Genomic DNA, 24,104 nt, shown 5'->3' on the forward strand with positions numbered 1-24,104 from the left:
TCACGTCCGCCAGGCGTAACGCCGCTCCGGGCGTCCCGCCGCGCCGTAGCGCAGCGACACCTCCGCGCTGCCGGTGCTGTGGAAGTACTCCAGGTAGCGGCGGGCGCTCACGCGGGACACGCCGGTCAGGGCGGCGCACTCGGTGGCGGACAGCGTGCCGTCCGCCTCGCGCAGGGCCCGCTCGACGAGAGCGGCGGTCTCGACGCTCATGCCCTTGGGCAGGGTGTGGGCCGGTGGCGCGGGGACGAACGCGCCGGCCAGGACGCGGTCCACGTCCGCCTGGCCGCGTACCACCGCCGTGAGGAGCCGGCCGCGCTGGGCGGCGTAGCGCTCCAGGCGGGGACGCAGGTCCTCGAAGTCGAAGGGTTTGAGGAGGTAGTCGACCACGCCCCGGCGGACGGCGCCGCGTACCGTGTCGGCTTCCTGCGCGGCGCTGATGACCATGACGTCGCAGTCGTGGCCGGCGGTGCGCAGCCGTGGGATGACGTCGAGGCCGAAGAGGTCGGGCAGGTACAGGTCGAGCAGGATGAGGTCGGGGCGCAGTGCGTCCACGGCCTCGATCGCCTGGGCGCCGGTGTGGGCGATGCCGACGACGCGGAACGGCTCGACGCGTTCGACGAACGCGCGGTGCACCCTGGCCACCATGAAGTCGTCGTCGACCACGAGGACGTCGATCGTGCCCGCCTTGTCGCTCGTCGTGGTCATGGGGCCGCTCCTTCGCCACCGTGCCGGTGAGGTGGCCGACGGTCATGCGTGCGGTGAACACGGCCCCGTCGGGGGTGTTGGACACCGAGATCTCGCCCCCGTGCCGTTCGCAGACCAGCTTGGTCAGGGCCAGTCCGATGCCGCGCTCGCCCTCCCGGGCGGCCTTCGTGGTGAAGCCGTGGGAGAACACCTCATGGGCGAGTTCGGGGGCGACGCCCGGGCCGGAGTCGCGGACCACGATCTCCACGCTGGAGGCGTCCTGGCGCAGCGCCACCTCCACCCAGGCGTCGTCGTCCTGGGCGGCGGCGTCGACGGCGTTGTCGACCAGGTTGCCGACGACGGTCGCCACGTCGGCGGCGTCCTCGGGGGACAGCCGTTCCAGTGCGGTGTCGTCGGAGATCCGCAGGCTGACCTTGCGTTCGGCCGCGAGGGACGCCTTCGCCATCAGCAGGGCGGCCACCGCGGTGTCCCGGACGCGGCGGCTGAGGGTGACGTCGAGGGACTGGCGGCGCTGGTTCAGGGCGCGGATGTAGCGCACGACCTCGTCCTGCTCGCCGATCTGGATGAGCCCGGAGATGGTGTGCAGTTGGTTGGCGAACTCGTGGGCCTGCGCGCGCAGCAGCTCCGAGGAGCTGCGGAAGTAGCCGATCTCCCGTTCCAGCCGGGCGAGTTCGGTGCGGTCGCGCAGCGTGGTGACCGAGCCGAGGAGCCGGCCGTCCTTGGTGACGGTCATCCGGTTCATGACCAGGACCCGGCCGTGGCGGACGACGACCTCGTCCCGCTTGCCGGCGGCGGTCCCGGCCAGCACGTCGCGCAGCCGTCCGTCGATGCCGAGGCCGTCCAGGCTCTGGCCGACGCAGTCCTCGGGCAGGTCGAGCAGGCGGCGGCCCATGTCGTTGACGAGGGTGAGCCGGTGCTGCGGGTCCAGGGCGATGACGCCCTCGGCGATTCCGTGGAGCATCGCCTCCCGGTGCTCGGCGAGCCCGGCGATCTCGCCGGGCTCCAGTCCGAGGGTCTGCCGCTTGACCCGCCGCGCGAGCAGCCAGGAGCCGGCCACGCCGAGTCCGCTGGCGATGCCGAGGTAGGCGAGCAGATAGGAGGAGGCGCCGTTGAGCCGCTGCCACACCGTCGGGTCGGCCTCGCCGATCATGACCGTGCCGAGGATCCGGCCGAGGTTCTCCTCGGTCGCCCCGAGGACGGGGACCTGGGCGGCCAGCTCGCGGTTGCCGTCCAGGGTCAGCTGACCCGACCAGCCCCGTCCCCGGGCGGTGCCGGGTCCCCGCGGCAGTCGCTCGCCGACGACCGTGGGGTTGGTGGAGCTGACGATCCGGCCGGCTGCGTCGGCCACCGTCACCGAGGTCACTCCGGACTGCGCCTGGGTGGAGAGCACCAGGGGGGCGAGCGATTCCCCGGGCGCGGGGCTCGCGAGCCGGCTGCGCACCAGCGGGTTGGCGGCAAGCTGTTCGGCGAGCGCGCTCACCCGGCGTCCTTCGACGCGGTTGAAGGTGGCCTGCGACTGGGCGAGGGAGACCGCGGCGACCGCCAGCAGCACCACCACCACGATGGCGAGCTGGAGCACCAGCATCTCGCCCGCGAGCGAATGGCGACGAAAGGTGGCGACCACGACGAACTCAATCTTCTCTGCCGGCGCGCGGGGGGCGGCTCATGTGCGGAGTCGCACCATCATGACGTCCACCAGCGGAAACCGGAAGGGAGGTGCCGTGGTCCGCCGTCAGGAGGCGTTCGCGTCGGGGCCGATGCCCGACAACTTACGGATGGTGCCGCCGAGTTTCGCGCGGAGCGGTTCCAGCATCTCCGGCTTGGCGCTGACCACCCAGCGCATGCCGACCAGGTACGTGCCGCCGTACACGCGGGCCGACTCGAGCCAGGTCTCCTTGAGCCGTTCCTCGGGGAAGGTGGTGATGAGGAAGTCGCCCTTCGCGGTGTGGCACACGCCCTCGCGCAGTTCGTCCGCCTCGGTGCGGATCTTCGCCGTGCAGCCGGCCAGTCCGGCGATCACCTCCACCTTCGCCGGCGCGACGACCCCGGCGGCGGGAGCCGCGGCCCGGCTCGGCTTCGCCGCCGCCTTGTCGTCGTCACCGCCGCCGCAGGCGGTGACGAGGACGAGCGCGGCCAGGACCCCGGCCGCGGCGACGGCGCGCGGCCGTCGGGTGCGGGACGGGGTCCGGCGGTCGGATCGTGCGAGGGGTTGCTGGTGGGACACGTCGCCTCTCCGGGTGCGGGCTTTCGGCAGGAGCACTCCAGGGGAGCAGGAGCACCCCAGGGGAGTACGGACCGGCGTCCGGAGGTGTTCACTCGCTACGCGGCCCGCTCCACCGCGGCGGTCCGGGCGCCCTCGAACTGGGTGCGGTACAGCTCGGCGTACCGCCGCCCCGCCGCCAGCAGTTCCTCGTGCGTGCCCCGCTCCACGATCCGGCCGGCCTCGATCACCAGGATCTGGTCCGCCGCCCGGACCGTGGAGAGCCGATGGGCGATCACGACCGCCGTCCGGCCCTCCAGGGCTTCGGTGAGGGCCTCCTGGACGGCGGCCTCGGAGGTGTTGTCGAGGTGGGCGGTGGCCTCGTCGAGGATGACGACGCGCTGGCGGGCCAGCAGCAGCCGGGCGATGGTCATGCGCTGGCGTTCGCCGCCCGAGAGCCGGTAGCCGCGTTCGCCCACGACGGTGTCGAGGCCGTCGGGCAGGGATCGTACGAGGTCGTCGAGGCGGGCCCGGCGCAGGGCGTCCCACAGCTCGTCCTCCGTGGCCTCGGGCCGGGCGAGCAGGAGGTTGGCGCGGACGGTGTCGTGGAAGAGGTGTCCGTCCTGGGTGACCATGCCGAGGGTCTCGCGCAGGGAGCGGGCCGTCAGGTCACGGACGTCGACGCCGCCGATGCGCACCCGGCCCGCGTCGGTGTCGTACAGGCGCGGCAGCAGCTGGGCGATGGTCGACTTGCCCGCGCCGGAGGAGCCGACGAGCGCGACGGTCTGGCCGGGTTCGGCGCGGAAGGAGATGCCGTGCAGGACGTCGTCGCCGCCGCGTTTGTCCAGGGACGCGACCTCCTCCAGCGAGGCCAGGGAGACCTTGTCGGCGGCCGGGTAGCCGAAGCGGACGTTCTGGAACTCGACCGCCACGGGCCCGTCGGGCACCGGGCGCGCGTCCGGCTTGTCCTCGATGAGCGGCTTCAGGTCGAGCACCTCGAAGACGCGCTCGAAGCTGACCAGGGCGCTCATCACCTCGACCCGCGCCCCGGCCAGCGCGGTCAGCGGCGCGTAGAGCCGGGTGAGGAGCAGCGCCAGCGAGACGACCGCGCCGGGCTCCAGGGTGCCGCGCAGGGCGAGGTAGCCGCCGAGGCCGTAGACCAGGGCCAGGGCGAGGGCGGAGACCAGGGTGAGGGCGGTGATGAAGGCCGCCTGGGCGGTGGCCGTCCGGACTCCGATGTCGGCGACCCGGCGGGCCCGTTCGGCGAACTCGCGCGACTCCTCCTCGGGCCGCCCGAAGAGCTTGACGAGCGTGGCGCCGGGCGCCGAGAACCGCTCGGTCATCCGGGTGCCCATCGCCGCGTTCAGGGTCGCCGCCTCCCGCTGCATCCGGGCCATCCGGCTGCCCATGCGCCGGGCCGGGACCACGAACACCGGCAGCAGCACCAGCGCGAGCAGGGTGATCTGCCAGGACAGGGTGAGCATCACGGCGAGCGTGAGCAGCAGCGTGACGAGGTTGCTGACCACTCCGGACAGGGTGTTGCTGAACGCGCGTTGGGCGCCGATGACGTCGTTGTTGAGCCGGGAGACCAGGGCGCCCGTACGTGTGCGTGTGAAGAACGCCACGGGCATGCGCTGCACATGGTCGAAGACGGCCGTCCGCAGGTCGAGGATGAGGTGCTCGCCGAGCGTCGCCGACAGCCTCCGGCCGAGGATGCCGAGCGCGGCCTCCGCCACCGCGATCAGCGCGATGAGCAGGGCCAGGCGTACGACGGTGCCCTCGTCACCGCCGGAGACGATCACGTCGACGACCCGTCCGGCCAGGACGGGGGTCGCCACGGCGAGCAGCGCGGTGCCCACGCCGAGCAGGACGAAGAGGGCGATGCGGCGCCGGTGCGGGCGGGCGAAGGCGCCGATGCGGCGCAGGGTCGCGAGGGCGAAGGGGCGGCGCTCCTCCTGGGCGGTCATGACGCTGTGCAGCTGTGTCCACGCTGTGGTCTCCATGCTCATGGCAGCGAACGTAGAACCTCAAGCATTCTTGAGGTCAAGGCGCTCGCGCGGCGCCCCCGACATCCCGCACAATCAGCCCCAACCCCCACTCCCCCGTCCCCCCGCGCAAAGGCCCCGATGACGCTCCCCACGCAGCCGCTCCCCGTGCCCGAGCCCCAGCCGCTTCCCGCAGGCAATCCGCAGTCCCCGCTTCCGCAACCCGCCGTTGGCGCGCGGTGGGAAGCCTCTGCGGATGTGACAGCGGTCCAACTCCCCGAACTCCGCCCGGGACGACTCCCCCGTCGCGTCCCGGTCCGCCGCCTGCGGCAGATCCTGTGCCTGCTTCCGCTCCTGCTCGTCACCGTGGTCGCGGTGCGGCACCGGTCCGTGCTGGCCGAGGGTTTCGCGCACCTGGGCACCGCCTCCTGGCCGTGGCTGCTGGCCGCGGTCGGCGCGACCTGTCTGACCTGGGTCGCGGCCGCGTGCACCCGGCAGGGCGCGGTCGTCGAGAGGCTGCCCCGGCGGCGGCTGCTGGCGACGCAGTTCGCGGCCGGCGCGGCCAACCACCTGCTGCCGACCGGGCTGGGCGCGAGCGCGGTCAACCTGCGGTTCATGACGGTGTGCGGGCTGCCGCTCGCCCGCTCCTCGGCGGCGCTCGCGCTCTACCTGCTGGCGGAGAGCGTCGGCCGGGTGGCCCTGCTGGGCTTTCTGCTCCTCGCGTTCCCCGACGCGCTGCGGCTCGGCACCCTGGTTCCGGAGACCGCGTTCGGCCCGCTGCTGGCCGGGGCCGGCGCCCTGGTCCTGGTCGCGGCGGCCGTGCTCGTCCTCGTCCGGCGGGTGCGCTCGGCCGTGGTGACCTTCCTGCGGACGGCGCTCGGCGAGGCGCGCTCGGTGCACACCCGCCCGGCCCGGGCCCTGGCGCTGTGGGGCGGGTCGTTCGCCTTCCCCGCGCTGCAGGCGACGGTTCTGGTGCTGGTGGGGAAGTCGCTGGGGCTGGACGTGCCGCTCGCGCACATGGCGGTGGCCTACCTGGCGGCGACGGTCGCCGTCGCGCTGGTGCCCACGCCGGGCGGGATCGGCTCGGTGGAGGCGGCGCTGGTCGTGGCGCTGGTCGCGGCGGGCGGCCCGGCCGCGGTGGCCACGGCGGTGGTCCTGGCCTTCCGGGTCGTCACGGTGTGGCTGCCGCTGGTGCCGGGCGCGCTGACGCTCGGGGCGCTGGTGCGGCTGAAGGTGATCTGAGTCCGGGCGGCGCTCCGGTCCCGGCGCGCGGGAGCCGCGCGGGACGTGGCGAACGGACGCCGCGCCGGACGTGGTGCCGGACAGCCGAGGGGGCGCACATGACGGCGCGTCATGTGCAGTAACTCACGCCCCGGTCACCCCCGTCCGCGGTACGAACCCCCGTCCGGGATGCGGCAGGATGAACGATCGTGCCGACCGCGGGTCAGGGTGGTCGGTCCCCATCGGACATCCCGGAAAACGAGCAGGTGACGACGTGACGAGACTTCACATCCGGCCGCCGGCGACGGCGTTCGCCGCGCTTCCCCTCCCCGGAGGTGACCGGTGAACCGGGCCCTCACCGTGGACGATCTGCTGTTCGCCGGCATCGCCCTCGCCTCGGGCCTGCTGGCCGCGTTCGCGCTGCGGATCCTGCTGCGCTGGCTGGGCGGGCACGCCGACCGCACCCGCTGGAGCGGGGACGACGTGATCGTGCACGCGCTGCGGGCCGTGGTGCCGTGGGCCGCGGTCGTGGGCGGCGCGGCGGGCGCGGCGGCGGTGCTGCCGCTGACCCGCACGGTGCAGCACCACACCAACCAGGTGCTCACCGTGCTGCTCATCTTCGTCGCGACGGTGTCCGCGGCGCGGGTGGTGGCCGGACTGGTACGCACGGTCACCCAGTCCCGGTCCGGGGTCGCCGGCTCGGCCACGATCTTCGTCAACATCACCCGGATCCTGGTCCTGGCGATCGGCTTCCTGGTGGTGCTCCAGACGCTGGGCATCTCCATTGCCCCGCTGCTCACCGCCCTCGGTGTCGGCGGTCTGGCGGTCGCGCTGGCGTTGCAGGACACCCTCGCCAACCTCTTCGCGGGCATCCACATCCTCGCCTCCAAGACCGTCCAGCCCGGTGACTACATCCGGCTCAGCAGCGGTGAGGAGGGCTACGTCGAGGACATCAACTGGCGGCAGACGACGATCCGCAACCTGTCCAACAACCTCGTCGTGATCCCCAACGGTCAGCTCGCCAAGGCGAACATGACCAACTTCATGCGGCCCGAGGAGCAGCTGACCATCCTGGTCCAGGTCGGGGTGGCCTACGACAGTGACCTGGACCACGTGGAGCGGGTCACCAACGAGGTCATCGCCGAGACGATGAAGGACGTCGAGGGCGCCGTGCCCGACCACGAGCCGATCATCCGTTTCCACACCTTCGGCGACTCCCGCATCGGCTTCACCGTCATCCTGGGCGTCGGCGAGTTCAGCGACCAGTACCGGATCAAGCACGAGTTCATCAAGCGCCTGCACAAGCGGTACCGCGCGGAGGGCATCCGCATCCCCGCCCCGGCCCGGACGGTGGCGCTCCAGCAGGGCGCGGTCGTCATCCCGCAGCAGCGGACCGGCGAGACCGAGCCGGGCGAGGTGCCGGCCGCCAGGTTCGACTGAGCGCCCCGGCGGTCGTGGGCCGCTCGCCGGCCAGGTCCGGCGTCCCGCACGGGCGACCGCCGTACCGGTCGGCGGACCGGCCTGGGCAGCCGCCGGGGCCGCCTCCGTCCCGTACCCCACCCCCGGCGTGGGCCCCCGGGTGATCAGTGGCGCAAAACTGGCAGCGGACCCCTGTCGAGACGAGGTCGATCACGAGATATCTTGATGTCGAGCAATGTTGCAGACGTGGAGCGGAGCACCCGGTGACTGACTCGACCATCATCTATACGCACACTGACGAGGCCCCCGCCCTGGCGACGTATTCCTTCCTGCCGGTGGTCCGGGCGTACGCCTCGCAGGCGGGTGTCCCGGTGGAGACCCGCGACATCTCGCTGGCCGGGCGCATCATCGCCGTGTTCCCGGAGTACCTGACCGAGGACCAGCGCATCCCGGACGCCCTCGCGGAGCTCGGCGAGCTGGCCAAGACGCCCGCCGCCAACATCATCAAGCTGCCGAACATCTCGGCGTCCATCCCGCAGCTCAAGGCCGCCATCGCCGAGCTGCAGGGCCAGGGCTACGCGCTGCCGGACTACCCGGACGACCCGAAGACCGACGAGGAGCGCGAGATCCGCGCCCGCTACGACAAGGTCAAGGGCTCCGCGGTGAACCCGGTCCTGCGTGAGGGCAACTCGGACCGCCGCGCCCCGGCCTCGGTGAAGAACTACGCCAAGTCCCACCCGCACCGCATGGGCGCCTGGACCGCCGAGTCCAAGACGGACGTGGCGACCATGGGCCAGAACGACTTCCGCTCCACCGAGAAGTCCGTGGTCATCGCCGAGGACGGTGCCCTGCGCATCGAGCTCGTCGGCGACGACGGCACGACCACCGTGCTGCGCGAGTCCGTACCCGTCCAGCAGGGCGAGGTCGTCGACGCCTCCGTGATGCGGGTCGCCGCGCTGCGCGAGTTCCTGACCGCGCAGGTCGCCCGGGCCAAGGCCGAGGGCGTGCTGTTCTCGGTGCACCTGAAGGCCACGATGATGAAGGTCTCCGACCCGATCGTCTTCGGCCACGTGGTGCGCGCCTTCTTCCCGAAGACGTTCGCGCAGTACGGCGACAAGCTCGCCGCGGCCGGCCTGACCCCGAACGACGGTCTGGGCGGCATCTGGAAGGGCCTGGACGCCCTGCCGGAGGGCGCCGAGATCAAGGCCTCCTTCGACGCCGAGCTCGCCGAGGGCCCGGAGCTGGCCATGGTCGACTCCGACAAGGGCATCACCAACCTGCACGTCCCGTCGGACGTCATCATCGACGCCTCCATGCCGGCGATGATCCGCACCTCCGGCCACATGTGGGGCCCGGACGGCCAGGAGCACGACGCCCTCGCGGTCATCCCGGACTCCTCCTATGCGGGCGTCTACCAGGCCGTCATCGAGGACTGCAAGGCCAACGGCGCCTTCGACCCCTCGACCATGGGCTCGGTGCCGAACGTCGGCCTCATGGCGCAGAAGGCCGAGGAGTACGGCAGCCACGACAAGACGTTCGAGATCGCCACGACGGGCACGGTCCGCCTGGTCGACCAGAACGGCACCGCGCTGATCGAGCAGTCCGTCTCGGCCGGTGACATCTTCCGCGCCTGCCAGACCAAGGACGCGCCGATCAAGGACTGGGTGAAGCTGGCCGTCACCCGCGCCCGCGCCACCGGCGACCCGGCGGTGTTCTGGCTGGACGAGACCCGCGCCCACGACGCCAACCTGATCGCCAAGGTCAAGACGTACCTGGCGGAGCACGACACCGAGGGCCTGGACATCCGGATCCTCAACCCGGTCGAGGCGACCAAGCTGTCGGTGGAGCGCATCCGCCGCGGTGAGAACACCATCTCCGTCACCGGTAACGTGCTGCGCGACTACCTCACCGACCTGTTCCCGATCCTGGAGCTGGGCACCAGCGCCAAGATGCTGTCGGTCGTCCCGCTGATGGCGGGCGGCGGCCTGTTCGAGACGGGCGCGGGCGGCTCGGCGCCGAAGCACGTGCAGCAGCTGGTCAAGGAGAACTACCTGCGCTGGGACTCCCTCGGTGAGTTCTTCGCGCTGGTGCCGTCCTTCGAGCAGTACGCGAAGGTGACGGGCAACGCCCGCGCCCAGGTCCTGGCCGACACCCTCGACCGGGCCACGGCGACCTTCCTCAACGAGGACAAGTCCCCGACCCGTCGCGTCGGCGGCATCGACAACCGCGGCAGCCACTTCTACCTGTCCCTGTACTGGGCGCAGGAGCTGGCCAAGCAGACCGACGACGCGGACCTGGCCAAGGCCTTCGGCCCGATCGCCGAGACGCTCGCCGCGAACGAGCAGAAGATCGTCGACGAGCTGATCGCCGCCCAGGGCAAGCCGGTCGACATCGGCGGCTACTACCAGCCCGACCCGGCGAAGGCCGCGGAGGCCATGCGCCCGTCCGCCACGTGGAACGAGGCCCTGGCGTCCCTGAGCTGACGGCCCGGATCCCCCGATCCCCTGGCTCCGCCCCGGCCGGCACCGCGCCCGGCCGGGGCGGAGCCGTCTCACCCGCCGCCGCACCCACCGCTTCACCCCGCCGCCTCACCCACCGTCCCCGATGCCACCCGGGAGCCGCCCCATGACCGACGCGCCGCCCTCCTTCGCACTGCTCCCCGGGGCCGGCCACTCCCCCGTGATCCTCCACGTGCCGCACTCCGCACGGGACATCCCGGACGCCGTACGCGACGGGATCGTGCTCGACGACGAGGAGCTGGCCCGGGAGCTGGACCACATCACCGACGCGCACACCGCGGAGATCGCCGCGACGGCGGCCGGGCTGGCCGGCGTCAGGCCGTGGCGGTTCGTCAACCGGCTGTCGCGGCTGGTCGTCGACCCGGAGCGGTTCCCGGACGAGCGGGAGGAGATGCGGGCCGTCGGGATGGGCGCGGTGTACACGAGGACCACGCACGGCGATCCGCTGCGGTCCGAGGGCGTCGACGCGGGGCCGCTCGTCGAGCGGTACTTCCTGCCCTACGCGCGGGCGATGACCGAGGCCGTGGCGGACCGGCTGGCGGCCACCGGGCGGGCCGTGATCATCGACGTGCACTCCTACCCGAGCCGGAGACTCCCGTACGAGCTGCACGGGGAAGGCCCCCGCCCCGCGGTCTGCCTCGGCACCGACTCCTTCCACACCCCGGCCGCGCTGCTGGACGCCGCCCGGGCGGCGTTCGGGGAGACGGAGCTCGACACCCCGTTCCGCGGGACCTACGTTCCCCTGGAGTACTACGGGACGCGGCCCGAGGTGAGCGCCCTCATGGTGGAGATCCGCCGGGACACCTACATGACCGAGCCGGGCGGTCCCGCCGGACCCGGGCTGGAACGGCTCGCCGCCGCCCTCGCCGGGCTCGTCGACGCCGCGTCCCGCTGAACCGCCACCGGCTGGAGCACTCCCGCGCGGCAAGCGCCCGGGACGCGGCGAGGGTGGGTCCATGACGGAGGAGACCACCACGCTGACCGGCCAGGCACCGCCCCCGGTGCGGGACTGGCCCGCCCTCGACCTGGACGGGACGGAGTTCGACCCGGTCCTCGCGGAGCTGATGCGCGAGGGGCCGCTGACCCGGATCCGCCTGCCGTACGGCGAGGGCCGGGCGCGGCGGGGGCTAGGCCCGCAGCCACTCCGTCACCACCACGTCCCCGCCCGTGCGCAACCGCAGGGCGAACGGGCCGGAGGGCGGCACGTCGCCGGTGAAGCGGCCCAGGTCGTCGGCGGTCAGCGCGGCGCCGGGCCGGGGGCCGCCCAGGACCTCGATGCGGGCCGGCTGCGGCGGCAGCACCTGTCCCATCAGCCCGTCCTCGGTCACCTCGACGTCGACGGTCACCTCGCCCGCCCGGAACGTCAGCATCCGGGGCACGTCGGTGACTCCCCGGACCGGGATGGCGTCGACGAGCGAGTCGAAGGTCAGCTCGGCGACGCGGGCGTCGAGGTCGTGCAGGGCGTACGCGTCCACGGCGACCTGCTGCAGCTCCGCGGGCACCGGGTCCAGCACGGCGGCGGCCTGCCGGAGCTCCTCCTCCAACAGCCCGGCGTCGAACTCCTCGTCTCCCCAGTCCTCGTCGCCGAAGACCTCGTCGTCCCTGTCGTCCCTGTCGTCCGTGTGGTTCGTGCCGCTCACATCGCCCCCCGGGCCTCGAGCCGGGCCCGCAGGCGCCGCAGACAGCGCTGGCGCAGCGGCCCGATGCTGCCCACCGCGATCCCCAGGGCGGCGGACACGTCCTGATAGCTGGGCGGCGGCGTGGCCATCAGCACACGCAGCAACTGCCTGCACCGCTCGCCCAGTTCCTCGAACTCCTGCCACAGCCGCCGGACGCGTTCGCTCTGGGCGGCCGCCTCCTCGGAGTCGAGCAGCGACTGCTCCGGCGTACCGTCCTCGCTGACCCGGTCCAGGAGCTGCGGATCGTCCGTCAGGGTCAGCCGCCTGGAGCTGCGGATCACCTTCAGGCACTCGTGGCGCGCGGTGCTCGCGAGCCACGCGCCCGCCTTGTCGGGTTCCCGGATCCGCCCGAGGTACTGGGCGAAGCGGAACCAGGCGGTCTGGTACACCTCGTGCGCGTCGGCGTCGGAGAGCCGGTGGGCCCGCACCACGGACCACACCAGGGGGCTCAGCCCTTCCACGAGCGCTTTCCAGGCCGCCGCGTCGCCGTCGGCCGCGGCCTGGACGAGCGCGCCGGCATCAGTACGGTCCACGGCAGCCCCACCCCTCGAGTACGGCACGTCATCGTACGCCGTGGAGGGGGCGGCTTCGGCCGTCACAGGGCCGGGGCGAGGCGCACGACCGGGACCGGGCGCCAGGTGGGCGGACGCAGCGCCGGGACGTGCGCCCCGCGCACTTCGGCGTAGCCGGCGTTCGCCGCGAGCAGGTGCCGCCGGGCCGTGCGCGGGTCGGTCTCCTTGTGCGCCGTCATGTGGGCGGCGACCATGCCCGCGGTCACGGGGGTGGCGAAGGAGGTGCCGCTCCACTGCGCGTAGCCCTCGAACATCACCTGGTCCGGCTTGGCGGAGGCGCTCTCGTCGCTCAGCACGCCGGTGTGGCGGGGGTGGCGGCAGGTGCAGCCGTAGGAGAAGCCGTAGCGGCAGGCGTCGTACGTGGAGTGCTGGTACACGTACGGCACGGGTGTCTCGAAGCCGGTGAGGGCGCTGGTGAGGCGCTCGCCGGGGGCGTAGACCTTCACCCAGGGGCCGTAGTTGGTGAAGCAGGCGCCGAACTCGCCGTCGCTGCGCAGGGCGCCGACGGAGAGCACGCAGTCCTCCCAGCCGGGCAGGTCGGCGTAGGCGGCGGGCCAGAAGGGAGTGGCGCTGCCGTTGTTGCCGGCGGCGGCGACGAGCAGGGTGCGCTGCTCGCGCAGTTCCCGCATGAAGTTCTCGACGCCGAGCAGGCCGTCGGTGCGGCCGTTGGAGGTGCCGGCGGAGAGGCTGAGGACGTCGGGCCAGCCGCCGGCGTCGACGGCCTCGAAGAGCTTCTCGCCGAACTCGGACTCCAGGACGGCGCCGGCGTCGTTGAGGGTGCCGCGGACGGTGATGTCGGTGTTGGGCGCGACGGCGGCGACCAGCCCGGCGATGAACGTGCCGTGTCCGACGTACTGCTGGAGGATGCCCTGCTCGTCGCACTCCTGGACCTGGGCGTCGCCCTCGGTGTGGGCCAGCAGGCCGCAGGAGCGGTAGTCGTGCGTGAGGCCGGTGTCGACGACGAGGACGCCGACGGCGGTGTCCGGGTCGTGGGGCGTGTCGGCGGCGGCCGGGTTGGGTGGCTCGCTGAGCGGGGCGGGGACCGGTTCGTCGCCGGGGCAGGCGTTGACCGCGATGTGCACCACGTGGTTGCGGGTGACCATCCGGTGTCCCGCCCGGGCCTCCTGTTCCCGCACGGAGCGCAGGGCGTGCGCGACGGCGCGGTCGGCGTCGCGGCCGCCCTCGCCGGGGTCGCCGACGCGGATCCGGGTGATGCCGCTGCGGTTGGTCCGCGGCCCGGCCCGGCGGACCTGCTCCTGGTCGAGGTCGGGTGCCGCCGTGAAGTGCGCCCGTACCGTGTCCTCGACGACTTGGGCCTCCTCGCCGTCGCGGACGAGGACGACGCCCTTCTCGTACATGAATCCGGCCGAGTCGTCCGGGCCCATGGCGAGGGGCACGTCCGGCATCGAGCGCTGGATCTGGTCGAACTGCTCGTGGAATCGCTGAGGTGCCATGGCGGGTCCTCCCAGTGGGGCGACGGCGTCGGCCGGTGCCGTGGAGCGGTCGTCGATTCTCTTCGACAAGAGTCACGGTGCGGTCTTTTGATACAGCGCCACCCCCGTGTGGTGCGGTTCGCGGGCCACTACCATCCGAGGAGTGACAGCGGGAAGCGAGTCGGTTACGGAACTGCTGCCGATGGTGTTCGCCGACCCGGGCGAGGCTCTCGCGAGGGCCCGGGCGCTGCTCGACGCCGACCCCTCCCCGCTGGACGCCTCGGTGGCGCATCAGGTGATCGGCATCTGGCAGCGGGACTTCGGCGATCTGCGGCTCGCGCTGAGCCATCTGCGGCGGGCCCGGGCGTGCGCGGCGCGCGCGGACTCGGCGGACCGGGAGGCGGACGTGCTGGCCACGCTGGGGGTGGCGCTGGTGCACGCGGGCCGCACCCGGGAGGGCCTGGCGGCGTTCGAGCGGGGCGTCGCACGGGGCGGCGGGCACACGCGGGCGCGGGTGCTGTACCGGCGGGCGTACGTGTGGTGGGTGCTCGGTCACCATCGCGAGGCGCTGGAGGACGTACGACGCGCGGTGCCGGTGCTGCGGCAGGCGGAGGACGTGATCTGGACGGCGCGGGCGCTGACCCTGCGGGCCACCGTGCATCTGGCGCTGGGTGCGGTGGAGCGGGCGGAGGCGGACTTCACCGCGGCCGAGGCGCTGTGGGACACCACCGGCCAGGAGCACGACAAGGCGGACGCGGTGGAGAGCCGGGGCCTGGCCGCGTTCCGGTCCGGGGACGTGCCGGCGGCGCTGCGGCTGCTGGACGAGGCGGAGGAGCGGTACGCCCGGCTGGGCACGCCGACGTTCATGCTGAACATCCGGCGCTGCGAGGTGCTGATGGCGGCCGGGCTGGCGCCCGAGGCGCTGGCCGAGGCGGACGCGGCGATCAGGAAGCTGGACGGGATCGGCGGGCAGTCCACCCGCAAGGCCGAGTTGCTGCTGGCCGCCGCGCGGGCCGCCCGCCCGGCCGGGGACCCGCACACGGCGATCGCGCGGGCCGCCCTCGCGGTACGGCTGTTCGCGGGGCAGCGGCGCACGTGGTGGGAGGCGCACGCCCGGCTGGTGCTGATCGAGGCGCGGCACGCTGCCGGGCGCGGCTCGGGGCGGCTGGTCGCGGACGCCGCCGCGGTGGCCGAGAAGCTGGCGTCCTTCGGTGCTCCGGCCGCGCCGGAGGCGTCGCTGCTGGCGGGCCGGATCGCGCTGGGCCTGGGCTGGACGGCGGACGCGGAGCGGCACTTGGCCGTCGCCGCGCGCAGCCGGCACAGCGGCCCGCCGCTGGCGCGGCTGACGGGCTGGTCGGCGCAGGCGCTGCGGGCGCAGGCCGCCGGGTCGACCCGGGGTGTCCTGGAGGCCTGCCGGCGCGGTCTGGACGTGCTCGACGACCACCGGATGACACTGGGCGCCTCGGAATTGCGGGCCCGCGCCACCGAACAGGGCGCGGAACTAGCGGCGTTGGCGCAGCGGGCCAGTCTGGTGTCGGGCGGGCCGCGACGGCTGCTGGTGTGGAGCGAGCGCTGGCGGGCCACCGTACTGTCGGCCCCGCCGACCCGGCCGCCCGCCGACCCGGAGCTGCTCAGCGGCATGACCGCCTTCCGGGAGATCGCCTCGCGGGCGGAGGCGGCCCGGATGGAGGGCCGGCCGGTTCCGGCGCTGGAGCGTGAACAGCGGCGGCTGGAGCGGGAGATCCGCTCCCGGACCCTGCACATGCGGGGCGAGGCGCCCGGGGGCGGCGACCGGTTCGACGTCGGGCGGCTGCTGGAGCGGCTGGGCGACGAGGTGCTGCTGGTGGAACTCGCCGTGCTCGACGGGCGGGTGCAGGTGCTGCTGTGCGGGCAGGGGCGGGTGCGGCGGTTCGAGGCCGGGCTGCTCGCGGAGGCGGAGACCGAGGCCGAGCACGTCCAGGCCGGACTGCGGCGGCTGGCCCACCCGGGGGCCGAGGCGCGGCTGCCGGTGGTGGAGGCGGCGGGGCGGCGGCTGGAGGAGCTGCTGCTGGGGCCGGCCGCGGCGCGGCTGGGCGGTGGCCCGGTGGTGATCGTGCCGCCGGGGCGGTTGCACCGGGTGCCGTGGGCGCTGCTGCCGTCGCTGCGGGAGCGGGTGCTCAGCGTGTCGCCGTCGGCGGGCAGTTGGCTGCGTGCGCGGGAGACCGCGCCGCCGCCGGACGGCTGCCATGTGCTGGTGCGCGGCCCGGGCCTGGCCACGGGTGGCGCGGAGGTGCCCGAGCTGGCCGGCCGGTACCCGTGCGCGACCGTCCTGGAGGACGACGAGGCGCGCGTGCCGCGGGTGTTGGAGGAACTGGACGGGGCGGCGCTGGCGCACATCGCCGCGCACGGCGCGTTCCGGGCGGACAGCCCGCTGTTCTCCTCGCTGCGGATGGCGGACGGGCCGATCGTCGTGCACGACTTCGAGCGGCTGGACCGCAGCCCGTACCGGATCATCCTGTCGTGCTGCGACACGGCCCGCTTCGCGTCCGTCGGCGCCGACGAACTGCTCGGCCTGGTCACCGCGCTGCTGCCGCTGGGTACGGCCGGGGTGGTGGCGTGCAGCGCGCCCGTGAACGACGCCGCCGTGGTGCCGCTGATGCTCGCGCTGCACAAGGGCCTCGGCGGCGGGCTGTCCCTGGCGGAGGCGCTGCGTGACGCGCGGGCCGCGCTGCCGGGCGACGCACTGCACCAGGCCACGGGGTGGGCGTTCTCGGCGTTCGGGGCGGCGTGACCTGTGTGCCCCTAACCGGGTCGGGTTGTGTGGCGGCCTGACCCGTCCCCTGTGCGGGTCAGGCCGCCGGTCCGGGTGGGGCTCAGGCGGGCTGGGCCTGTGGTGGTTCCGTCAGCCACGGCAGGGCGCCGCGGTCGCTCGCGCCGAGCCGGGCGTAGGCGCTGTACAGGTGGTTGCCGACGGTACGGATGGACAGGGTGAGGCGTTCGGCGATCTGCCGGTTGCTGAGGCCCGCCGCCGCGAGGGTGACGATCTGCCGCTGCCGGGCGGTGAGTTCGCCGAGGACCAGCCCGGACAGCGCGGGCGTGCGGGCGCCCTGGCAGCGCCGGGCCAGGGCGACGGCCCGGGTGCGGGAGTGCCGGGCGGCGCGCGGATCGCGATGGGCGCGTACCGCCTGGGCGTGCGCCTCGGCGGCGAACAGCGTGAAGCCCCGCCGCTCCAGTTCCTCGGCCACCTCGTCCAGGGCCGGGCCGTCGGCCCGGGTGAGGGCGTCGGCGTGCCGGGCGAACACGCCACTCAGCCGGTCGATGACCTTCTCGGGGACGCCGAGGCGGACGGCGTCGTAGGGGTCGGTGAGGGCCTCCAGGTCCAGGTCGCCGGGGCTGTCGGCGGCCGGTTCCCCCAACAGGGCGCGGGCGCGGGCGAGTTCGTCCCGGCACGCCGTGTTCCCCGGCTCGCGGCTCAGACCCTCGCGCGCCCAGGCCACCGCTTCCCTCGGCTCCCCCCGCAGCCGCGCGAACCGGGCGCGTACGGCGGCGTACCGGCCCGGCAGCGGGCCGCCCTCGGCGACCAGCCACTCCCCCACCGGCGTGGGCGTCGCCCGTACGTCGTCCTGGTCGATCCGGCGCGACAGCGCGGCCGCCTCGGCGTCGAGGGCGCAGGCGTAGGCGTCCGGCGTCCGGGCCAGCCGGCGCGCCCGCAGCCGGCCCGCGGCGGCCCTGAGCACCGGGCCGTACAGGGGGTGGGCGAGGCGGACACCGCCCAGGTCGTCGACCTCCACCAGGCCGTCGGACTCCAGGACTTCGAGGGCGCCGAGGTCCAGGTCGTCCGGATCCGACGGCAGGGGCTCGGCGAACGCGAGCCGGTCGAGGGTCTCGCGTTCGACCGGGCAGGTGCGGCCGAGGACATGGGCGGTGCGCTCGCGCACGGCCGTGGTCAGCGGCACCGGACCCCGCCAGGCCCGCTCCTCCGACTCCGGGACGGGGGTCAGCAGTCCGCGCACCGCGCCCAGCAGGTCGCGCAGCAGCCGCAGGTCGCCCCGGCTCAGGCGCCGCAGCCGGTCGGCGGTGAGCGGATCGAGAGGTCCGGCGCCGGCGGTGATGAGCCGCGCGATGTCCTCCTCGGGCAGCGGTTCCAGGGCGAGGCTCGGCAGGAGTTCGCCGGTCCACAGCCGGGAGACCGCGCCGGGCACCGGGGCGCCGTCCCCGGCGACCACCAGCAGGCGGGTGCGGCCGTGCACGGCGAGTTGGTGGACCAGGGCGGCGGAGGCGTCGTCGAGCAGGTGCGCGTCGTCCACCAGCAGTGTGCGGACGTCGGACAGGAGCCGGACCGCGCGGTGCAGGGTGACCGACTCGGGCAGCAGATGGGCGAACGCGGCGAAGGGCAGGCCGCGGCTCTCGGGTGTGCCCGCCGCCCGGGCGCAGCCGGTGCCGCGGATCGCCTCGGTGACGAGGCGGGTCTTGCCGCAGCCCGCCGGGCCCGTCACCACGATGCCGCGGTGCGGGCCGGCCAGGGACCGGCGGACCAGCTCCAGTTCGTCCTCCCGCCCGGCGAACGGCCAGGGCAGCTCCAGCGTCGTCGCGTCCCGTTCGTAAGTCGTCACACAGACATGAGCGCGGCTACTCAGTTCTGATACAGGGCGACTTGAGTAGCCCCCGACTCAGGCGCCCGGGACGGGCCGCACGGCAGGCTGTGGCCCATGACCGCACGCTACTGCTCGCTGGCTCAGGCGCCGGCGCCCGCCTTCGCACCGGGGCTGGCGGCCGAGCGGCTGAGCGCGCTCGCGAGCGGACGGCGGATGTGGGTCAACGGCACCGTTCTGCACTACTGGTTCTTCGACGGTGACGACGACGCGTCCGTCATCCCCGTGCCGGGGACGGGGATGACGCGGCGGGTGTCCTGGGCGGGCGCCGAGGAGCAGCGGGACGTGGTGCGCGGGTGCTTCCGGGAGTGGGAGGACCTCGGCATCGGCGTCACCTTCGCCGAGGTCGACGACCGTGCGGAGGCCGAACTGCGCATCGGGTTCCAGCCCGGCGACGGCTCGTGGTCGGCGGTGGGCCGGGAGGCGCTGCTGGCCGGCCTGCACGAACGCACCATGAACTTCGGCTGGGACCTGACCGCGCCCGGGGAGCGCGCGACGGCCCTGCACGAGATCGGGCACGCGCTCGGCATGCTGCACGAGCACCAGAGCCCGTTCGCCGGCATCCACTGGGACGACGAGGCCGTGTACGCCGAGCTGGCGGGCCCGCCGAACCACTGGAGCCGGGAGAGGACGTACTACAACGTCCTGCGCAAGCTCGACCCGGCCGAGGTGAACGGCTGCGTCTGGGACCCGCAGTCGATCATGGAGTTTCCGTTCTCGTCGGGGCTGGTCCTGGAGCCGGAGCAGTACCGCGCGGGTCTGCACCCGCCCGGCACCCTGTCCGCCGCCGACAAGGAGTTCGTGCTCCGCTGGTATCCGCCGGCGGACCCGGCGCCGCCCGCGCTGGTGCCGTTCCGCTCGGCGCCGCTCGGGCTGGGCCCGGGCGGACAGGCCGACTTCGTCGTCGATCCGCCGGAGACCCGCACGTACACGCTGGGCACCTTCGGCGACGGCGACACGGTCGTCGTGGTCTTCGAGGAGCGGGACGGGGAGCCCCGCTACCTCGCCGGCCAGGACGACGGGGGGACTCCGCACAACGCCACGATCGGCGTGCGGCTCGTCAAGGGCCGCCGCTACGTCGTCCGCGTACGCCTGTACTCCGCCTGGGGTTCCGGCGAGACGGCGGTGATGTGCTGGTGACGGCACGCACGCGCCGCGCGGACACCTGAGCCACAGTCCGGCACCGGGGGAGCGGTCGAGGACGTCGCCCATGGGGGTGGGTGACGTCCTCGACCACGCCATGTGCGGGGCCGGGAACCGGAGTACGGCTGTCCCCGGCACGGCGTCCGGCTCCGTGCGCCGTCCCTCGGCCTCTCCCCCATGCGGGTCCCGCGCCCGTCAGCACCTAGCATGATGGGCTGATCGCACAGACCTCTCCGCCACCACGACCGTTCGGCCGCGGAGAGGCCGGGAAGGGATGGGGGACTCGTGGAGATCGGCCTGACGGAGACCATCAGGGCACTGCGCAGTGAGCTGGCCCAGGCCATGGCGGACGGCGAGGGCCAGCCGGTCCGGCTGCGCGTGCAGTCGGTGAAGCTCGACGTGCAGGTGGCCGTGACGGCGTCGGCCGAAGCCGACGGTGGGGTCAAGTTCTGGGTGCTGTCCGCCGGTGGGAAGGCCACCGAGGGCGTGTCCGCCACGCACACGGTCTCGTTGGAGCTCACCGCCGAGACGGCCGACGGCGGCTCCGTCCTGACGAACTCCGGGCGTGCGGCACTTCTGGAGGACTGACACCGTGGATGAGTCGGCCCGCCGGCAGCGCCTTCGGCCGTGTCCGAACTGATCGCCGTGCCGGATGCCGTGCAGCGGGTGGCCATGGTGGTCCGCCGCGGCCCCGACGGCTCCCCCCGTTTCGCCGCTTCCGGCTTCCTGCTGGCCCCGCGACTGGTCATCTGTGCCGCACACGGGCTCGCCACGTCCGGTGCCGACTACGAGGTGCGGTTACCCGGACGGCCCGTGACCCGGGCCCCGGTGACCGCCGTGTTCCGGCACCGATGCCCGAGGTGGATCTGGCCCTGCTGGTCCTCGGGGAGGGCCCGCCTGGCCTCTCCCCCGCCCGGTGGGCCGTGCTGCCCCAGGCGGTGGCGTCCGTTCCGTTCGTCGCCGTCGGCTTCCCCGATCACGCGTTCCGGCAGGAGACACCGACGACGCGTCAGCTGACCGGGTCGATCCTCCTAAGCTCCTTCCTCGGCAGCCACGAGATGGAGCTGTCCCTGAGCAGCCCCGCGCCGCGACAGGCGGGCGGGTCTCCCTGGCAGGGCATATCGGGAGCGGGGGTGACCACGACGGACGGCGTCCTGGTGGGCGTGTGCACGAGCCACCACGTTCCGTCCGGGTCGGCGAGCCTGACCGCGACGGGTCTGGCGCGGCTCACCCGAGATGCGGACTTCGCGCGCCTGCTCGCCGAGCACGGGGTGGAACAGGTGGCGGCGGACGGTCTCCCGCCCTCTCCGGGCACCACGGCCGGGAACCGTCGCGTCCGCACCCACGCCGAGGTGATGCGCGGCCTTCTCGGACGGCGCAGTTACCTCGACCAGGAGCACCTACCCTTCGTCCACCCGGGAATGGACCACCCCTCGCATCCCGACCGCCTGTTCGGCCGGCTGAGCACGGCCGGCTCCCGCGGGGTCCTGCTGATCGGCCCGGCCGGGTCGGGAAAGACGCGGACGTCCTTCGAAGTGGCGCGCCGGGCCCACCGTGCCGGGTGGCAGGTCCTGCACGTCCAGGCCGACACCGCCGTGACCGCCGACGACGTGGCCGCGGCGGTGCTGTCCTGCGAGCGGCGACGGGTCCTGCTGGTGCTGGACTACCTCGACGCCTGCCCGCAGGTGGACCTGCGCGCCCTCGCCGAGGTGCTGCTCCCGGAAGCACGGAACCGCGGGATCGCCCTGGCCTGCCTGGCCTCGGTGCGCCCCGGGTCGCTGCCCGCCGTTCAGCTGCGTGGCAGTGCCGGCCTCCTCGACGAGGTCTGCCTACGGGACGACTGGCCCCACCAGTCGGCCGTCATCACCCAGGTCATCCAGCACGCGGCCCCCGAGACGGTGCACCTGTGGGCGAGGAGGCGCTGGCCCGGCTCTGTGGCCGCCGCCCGGTCACCGCGCTCCTGATCGCGCGGGCGATCGAGGAGCAGGGTCTGGCCCGGCTCCCGCAGCAGCAGCGGCGGCGCGAGCCCGGCACGCACCATCCCCACCGCCGCCCACTCGACGCGGCCCCGGTGCCGGCCTCGGCCCGGCCCGGTGAACTGCTGGACTGGCTGCGCGAGGGCATGCGGCGCGACGCCCTGGCGACGACGGCCGGGCCCGGCCCCTCGCCTTCGCACATCGCCTCCCCCGACTCCGCCCAACTCGCGTTCGCCGTGGCGGTCGCCGCCTGCCCCCAGCCCAGGGAAACGGTCGAGCAGGCCGTCAACGCCCTGCTCGACGCGGCCGACGGCCCGGCCGGGTCGCTGAGCGGCCGGCGGGTCGTCGACACGCTGATCTCCCTGGGATGGCTCGACGAGACCGACGGCCGGCTGGTCGTGGTGCACGACGTCGTCACCGACGAACTCGTGCTGCAGTCGCTGATGCCCCCTCCCGGGTGGAGCGTCGACGCGGACTCCGCCGCCTCGGTCTTCTCGGCGCTGACCCGGCATCCTCGTACCTTCGCCGTGCTGACCGGCCATGTGCGGCGGCTGGCCGCCGACATGGCGGAGCGCGGATCCGCCCATCGGATCGCTGCCCTGGAACGTTTCTGCGGGGAATGGGTCACCGCCCACGCGGGTCCGCTGGGACGTCTCCTGGCGCCCGCTGGCCAGGACGGCGGGCAGGCGCTGCTGACGCTCGTGACGGGCCGCCCCTGGCAAGGGTTCGATCACGCGGTGTGGGGGCGCCTGGTGGCACCGTGGCTCGCCCGTGCCGAGGCCGAGCACATCGCGCAGCCGTTCCTGACCGCCGCCTTGCAGAGCGTGAGCCGGACGCCCACCTGCCTCGTGGAGGCATCCTTGGGCTGGCTGGAGCGCCGAGGCGACCAGACCGACACCGAGCAACTGCTGCTCGCCCTGCTGGAACGCCCCGACCTCGCTCCGGAGGCGGAGGACGCGGTGGTCGGCCGCACCCTTGCCTGGGTGCCCTCCCGGCCGGGCTGGCGCCACACGCCCGCCCTGCTGAAACGGCTGCTGAGGATGCGTCACCCCGGCGACCGGCTGGGGCGGGTGGTCGAGGTCGTGCGGGACTGGCTGACCCCGTACCGCAGTTTCGGGGTCGCCCCGGTGGTCCGCGCCTTCCTTCAGCAGGAGGACATCGGCGCGGCCGCCCGCCAGGAGATCGTCGACCGGATGCTGACCTGGCTGCGCGGTGCTCATCGGACCGGTTCGGACGCGGGTCCCGAGATGTGTGCCCTTCTGGAGCACGACGGCCTCCAGGGCGACGACCGTGCGGAAGTGGCCCGTTGCGCGCTGGACTGGCTGGAGCAGCAGGGGATGCACCCGAGCTCGGGCCGGGTCCTGCGCAGCCTTCTGTCCGAGGACGGCTGCCCGCCGGACCTCCGGCCCCGGTTGATCGCCTTCGCCCGGTGGTGGGCCGCCGAGAGGTCGGCGGGGCTGCCGGGGCGGTCCTTCGTCCTCGGCGCACTGCTGTCCGACGGCAGCGCCCCGGAGACCGGCGCCGCTCTACTCGACCAGGTGACCGAGCGCCCGGACGCCGCCGCCGCGCCCGCCATGCTCCAGCGTCTCCTGCTGCACCACGAGCACCTCGGCCCTGACCAGGCGAAAGCCGCCGTCACGCTCGCCTTCGGCTGGCTCGACCGCCATCCGGAACACGAGGAGTGCGCTTCGGTACTCGGCCCCCTGCTCCGCGTGCCGGGCCTGCCCTCCGCGCAGGTCCGGCACGCCGTCCGGCTGGGCACCGAGACGCTCCTCGCGCGTCCGGACGACCACAAGCTGATGGCGATCCTGCTCAGCCAGCTGGAAGGCCTGACGGCGGAGCAGGCGGGGGCCATCGCGGACGTCGGCCTGGCGTGGCTGTCGTGCCACGGGGGGAAGGTGCAGCGTCCGGTACTCGCCTCCTTCCTCACGCGCCCGGACCTGTCCGTCGAGCAGGCCCGCGCCGGCATCGACATCGCCCTGGACCGGCTGAGCACCGAAACGGCGGCCAAGAACCGCACCATGCTCTCGGGTGTCCTCCGTCATCCGGCTCTGGACGAGCACCGCCGGTCCCGCGCGATGGACTGCGCCCTACGGTGGCTCGAGCACAACGGGACGCTGCCGAAGGCACGTCTGATCATCGAGGATCTGCTCACGCTCCCGGCCCTTCCTCCTGACGGGAGACGTCTCGCGATCCGCTGGGCCGAGGACTGGCTGGCCGGCCACGGGCACGAGCCGTACGCCCATCACCTGCGCGCCGCGCTCGACGCGCACGCGGACGTTTCACTCACCTGACCGCCGCGGCCGTGTCCTGCCGGACCGGGGAAGCGCGGAGGCCGCATCGAATCGCTCTGAGGTCCCCAACCGTGAGACGCGTCGACGCCATGACCAAGATGCATCGGCTGGCCGCACGGTAAGCCCGCCCCTCGGTCAACGAATTATGGCTGAAAGGCATCGGGGCCCCGGTAATCCGCTCTGCAACAACTTCACGCCGAGGCGGAAGTGGAAGCGGAACGCCGCCGACAAACGGTTACGGGAGGTCATAGACAAGACGAACATCGCTGATGCGGAATCTCGATCCTTGCAGGCAGAAGCCCTGCGCGGGCCCGGCTGTCCGCCGAT

The 24,104-nt window shown here is 73.7% G+C and carries 16 protein-coding genes and 2 pseudogenes; 10 read left to right on the plus strand and 8 right to left on the minus strand.

The features are described from left to right. The 4 genes and pseudogenes from ACSUPV_RS04605 to ACSUPV_RS04620 all read right to left on the minus strand — a co-directional run bounded on the left by ACSUPV_RS04605 (position 1) and on the right by ACSUPV_RS04620 (position 4,908). A complete protein-coding gene (locus ACSUPV_RS04605; protein WP_436946967.1) occupies positions 1 to 705 on the minus strand; it encodes a response regulator in 705 nt (234 codons plus the stop codon). Beyond that, a pseudogene (locus ACSUPV_RS04610) lies at positions 702 to 2,329 on the minus strand (ATP-binding protein). The gene ACSUPV_RS04605 and the pseudogene ACSUPV_RS04610 overlap by 4 nt, the downstream one beginning before the upstream one ends. Before the next feature lie 108 nt (positions 2,330 to 2,437). After that, on the minus strand, positions 2,438 to 2,929 hold the full coding sequence (locus tag ACSUPV_RS04615; RefSeq protein ID WP_031112939.1) for a hypothetical protein: 492 nt from the start codon (positions 2,927 to 2,929) through the stop codon (positions 2,438 to 2,440). 95 nt (positions 2,930 to 3,024) lie between these two features. Continuing rightward, positions 3,025 to 4,908, minus strand: a complete 1,884-nt coding sequence (locus ACSUPV_RS04620) for an ABC transporter ATP-binding protein (RefSeq protein WP_436949872.1) — start codon at positions 4,906 to 4,908, stop codon at positions 3,025 to 3,027. A gap of 240 nt (positions 4,909 to 5,148) precedes the next feature. Here ACSUPV_RS04620 and ACSUPV_RS04625 point away from each other — a divergent pair, with 240 nt between their 5' ends. The 5 genes and pseudogenes from ACSUPV_RS04625 to ACSUPV_RS04645 form a co-directional block, all read left to right on the plus strand. Continuing rightward, positions 5,149 to 6,132 (plus strand): lysylphosphatidylglycerol synthase transmembrane domain-containing protein, encoded by a 984-nt coding sequence (locus ACSUPV_RS04625; RefSeq protein WP_436946968.1) that lies wholly within the window; start codon positions 5,149 to 5,151, stop codon positions 6,130 to 6,132. A gap of 321 nt (positions 6,133 to 6,453) precedes the next feature. After that, on the plus strand, positions 6,454 to 7,551 hold the full coding sequence (locus ACSUPV_RS04630; protein WP_031112935.1) for a mechanosensitive ion channel family protein: 1,098 nt from the start codon (positions 6,454 to 6,456) through the stop codon (positions 7,549 to 7,551). A gap of 242 nt (positions 7,552 to 7,793) precedes the next feature. Then, positions 7,794 to 10,013: an NADP-dependent isocitrate dehydrogenase gene (locus ACSUPV_RS04635; protein ID WP_359795152.1), complete on the plus strand. Its 2,220-nt coding sequence runs from the start codon at positions 7,794 to 7,796 to the stop codon at positions 10,011 to 10,013. A gap of 142 nt (positions 10,014 to 10,155) precedes the next feature. Beyond that, a complete protein-coding gene (locus tag ACSUPV_RS04640) occupies positions 10,156 to 10,944 on the plus strand; it encodes an N-formylglutamate amidohydrolase (protein WP_031112932.1) in 789 nt (262 codons plus the stop codon). A 61-nt stretch (positions 10,945 to 11,005) separates the two neighbouring features. Continuing rightward, positions 11,006 to 11,167, plus strand: a pseudogene (locus ACSUPV_RS04645) (cytochrome P450); the annotation flags it as partial. Between the two features lie 9 nt (positions 11,168 to 11,176). Here ACSUPV_RS04645 and ACSUPV_RS04650 read toward each other — a convergent pair. From ACSUPV_RS04650 to ACSUPV_RS04660, 3 genes are all read right to left on the minus strand, one after another. Continuing rightward, positions 11,177 to 11,689: a hypothetical protein gene (locus tag ACSUPV_RS04650; protein ID WP_436946969.1), complete on the minus strand. Its 513-nt coding sequence runs from the start codon at positions 11,687 to 11,689 to the stop codon at positions 11,177 to 11,179. After that, positions 11,686 to 12,261 (minus strand): RNA polymerase sigma factor, encoded by a 576-nt coding sequence (locus ACSUPV_RS04655; protein ID WP_031112930.1) that lies wholly within the window; start codon positions 12,259 to 12,261, stop codon positions 11,686 to 11,688. The genes ACSUPV_RS04650 and ACSUPV_RS04655 overlap by 4 nt, the downstream gene beginning before the upstream one ends. A 62-nt stretch (positions 12,262 to 12,323) precedes the next feature. Then, positions 12,324 to 13,754: a S8/S53 family peptidase gene (locus tag ACSUPV_RS04660; RefSeq protein WP_436946970.1), complete on the minus strand. Its 1,431-nt coding sequence runs from the start codon at positions 13,752 to 13,754 to the stop codon at positions 12,324 to 12,326. 181 nt (positions 13,755 to 13,935) lie between these two features. Here ACSUPV_RS04660 and ACSUPV_RS04665 point away from each other — a divergent pair, with 181 nt between their 5' ends. After that, complete coding sequence (locus ACSUPV_RS04665; protein WP_359790414.1) at positions 13,936 to 16,503, plus strand: CHAT domain-containing protein; 2,568 nt, start codon at positions 13,936 to 13,938, stop codon at positions 16,501 to 16,503. 82 nt (positions 16,504 to 16,585) lie between these two features. On the opposite strand, the gene ACSUPV_RS04670 is transcribed toward ACSUPV_RS04665, so the two are convergent. Continuing rightward, complete coding sequence (locus tag ACSUPV_RS04670; RefSeq protein ID WP_436946971.1) at positions 16,586 to 18,325, minus strand: LuxR family transcriptional regulator AbsR2; 1,740 nt, start codon at positions 18,323 to 18,325, stop codon at positions 16,586 to 16,588. A 96-nt stretch (positions 18,326 to 18,421) separates the two neighbouring features. On the opposite strand from ACSUPV_RS04670, the gene absR1 reads away from it, so the two are divergent. The 4 genes from absR1 (at position 18,422) to ACSUPV_RS04690 (ending at position 23,777) form a co-directional block, all read left to right on the plus strand. After that, complete coding sequence (absR1, locus tag ACSUPV_RS04675; protein ID WP_436946972.1) at positions 18,422 to 19,504, plus strand: beta-glucuronidase AbsR1; 1,083 nt, start codon at positions 18,422 to 18,424, stop codon at positions 19,502 to 19,504. Positions 19,505 to 19,792: 288 nt separating this feature from the next. Beyond that, positions 19,793 to 20,095: a trypco2 family protein gene (locus tag ACSUPV_RS04680; RefSeq protein WP_436946973.1), complete on the plus strand. Its 303-nt coding sequence runs from the start codon at positions 19,793 to 19,795 to the stop codon at positions 20,093 to 20,095. Between the two features lie 263 nt (positions 20,096 to 20,358). Next, positions 20,359 to 21,471: a hypothetical protein gene (locus ACSUPV_RS04685; protein WP_436946974.1), complete on the plus strand. Its 1,113-nt coding sequence runs from the start codon at positions 20,359 to 20,361 to the stop codon at positions 21,469 to 21,471. Beyond that, the gene (locus ACSUPV_RS04690; protein ID WP_436946975.1) at positions 21,414 to 23,777 is read left to right on the plus strand and encodes a hypothetical protein; all 2,364 of its coding nucleotides are present in this window, start codon (positions 21,414 to 21,416) and stop codon (positions 23,775 to 23,777) included. Before ACSUPV_RS04685 ends, ACSUPV_RS04690 begins: the two co-directional genes overlap by 58 nt. The last annotated feature ends 327 nt before the right edge of the window (positions 23,778 to 24,104 follow it).

The organism is Streptomyces sp. SudanB52_2052 (assembly GCF_964272415.1).
Taxonomy (GTDB): Bacteria; Actinomycetota; Actinomycetes; order Streptomycetales; family Streptomycetaceae; genus Streptomyces; species Streptomyces olindensis.

What these genes read in the sequence shown, in the direction of transcription:
- ACSUPV_RS04605 (WP_436946967.1), bottom strand. Translation starts at nt 705, where the DNA reads ATGACCACGACGAGCGACAAGGCGGGCACGATCGACGTCCTCGTGGTC.
- ACSUPV_RS04620 (WP_436949872.1), bottom strand. Translation starts at nt 4,908, where the DNA reads ATGGAGACCACAGCGTGGACACAGCTGCACAGCGTCATGACCGCCCAG.
- ACSUPV_RS04640 (WP_031112932.1), top strand. Translation starts at nt 10,156, where the DNA reads ATGACCGACGCGCCGCCCTCCTTCGCACTGCTCCCCGGGGCCGGCCAC.
- ACSUPV_RS04660 (WP_436946970.1), bottom strand. Translation starts at nt 13,754, where the DNA reads ATGGCACCTCAGCGATTCCACGAGCAGTTCGACCAGATCCAGCGCTCG.
- ACSUPV_RS04665 (WP_359790414.1), top strand. Translation starts at nt 13,936, where the DNA reads ATGGTGTTCGCCGACCCGGGCGAGGCTCTCGCGAGGGCCCGGGCGCTG.
- absR1 (WP_436946972.1), top strand. Translation starts at nt 18,422, where the DNA reads ATGACCGCACGCTACTGCTCGCTGGCTCAGGCGCCGGCGCCCGCCTTC.
- ACSUPV_RS04685 (WP_436946974.1), top strand. Translation starts at nt 20,359, where the DNA reads ATGCCCGAGGTGGATCTGGCCCTGCTGGTCCTCGGGGAGGGCCCGCCT.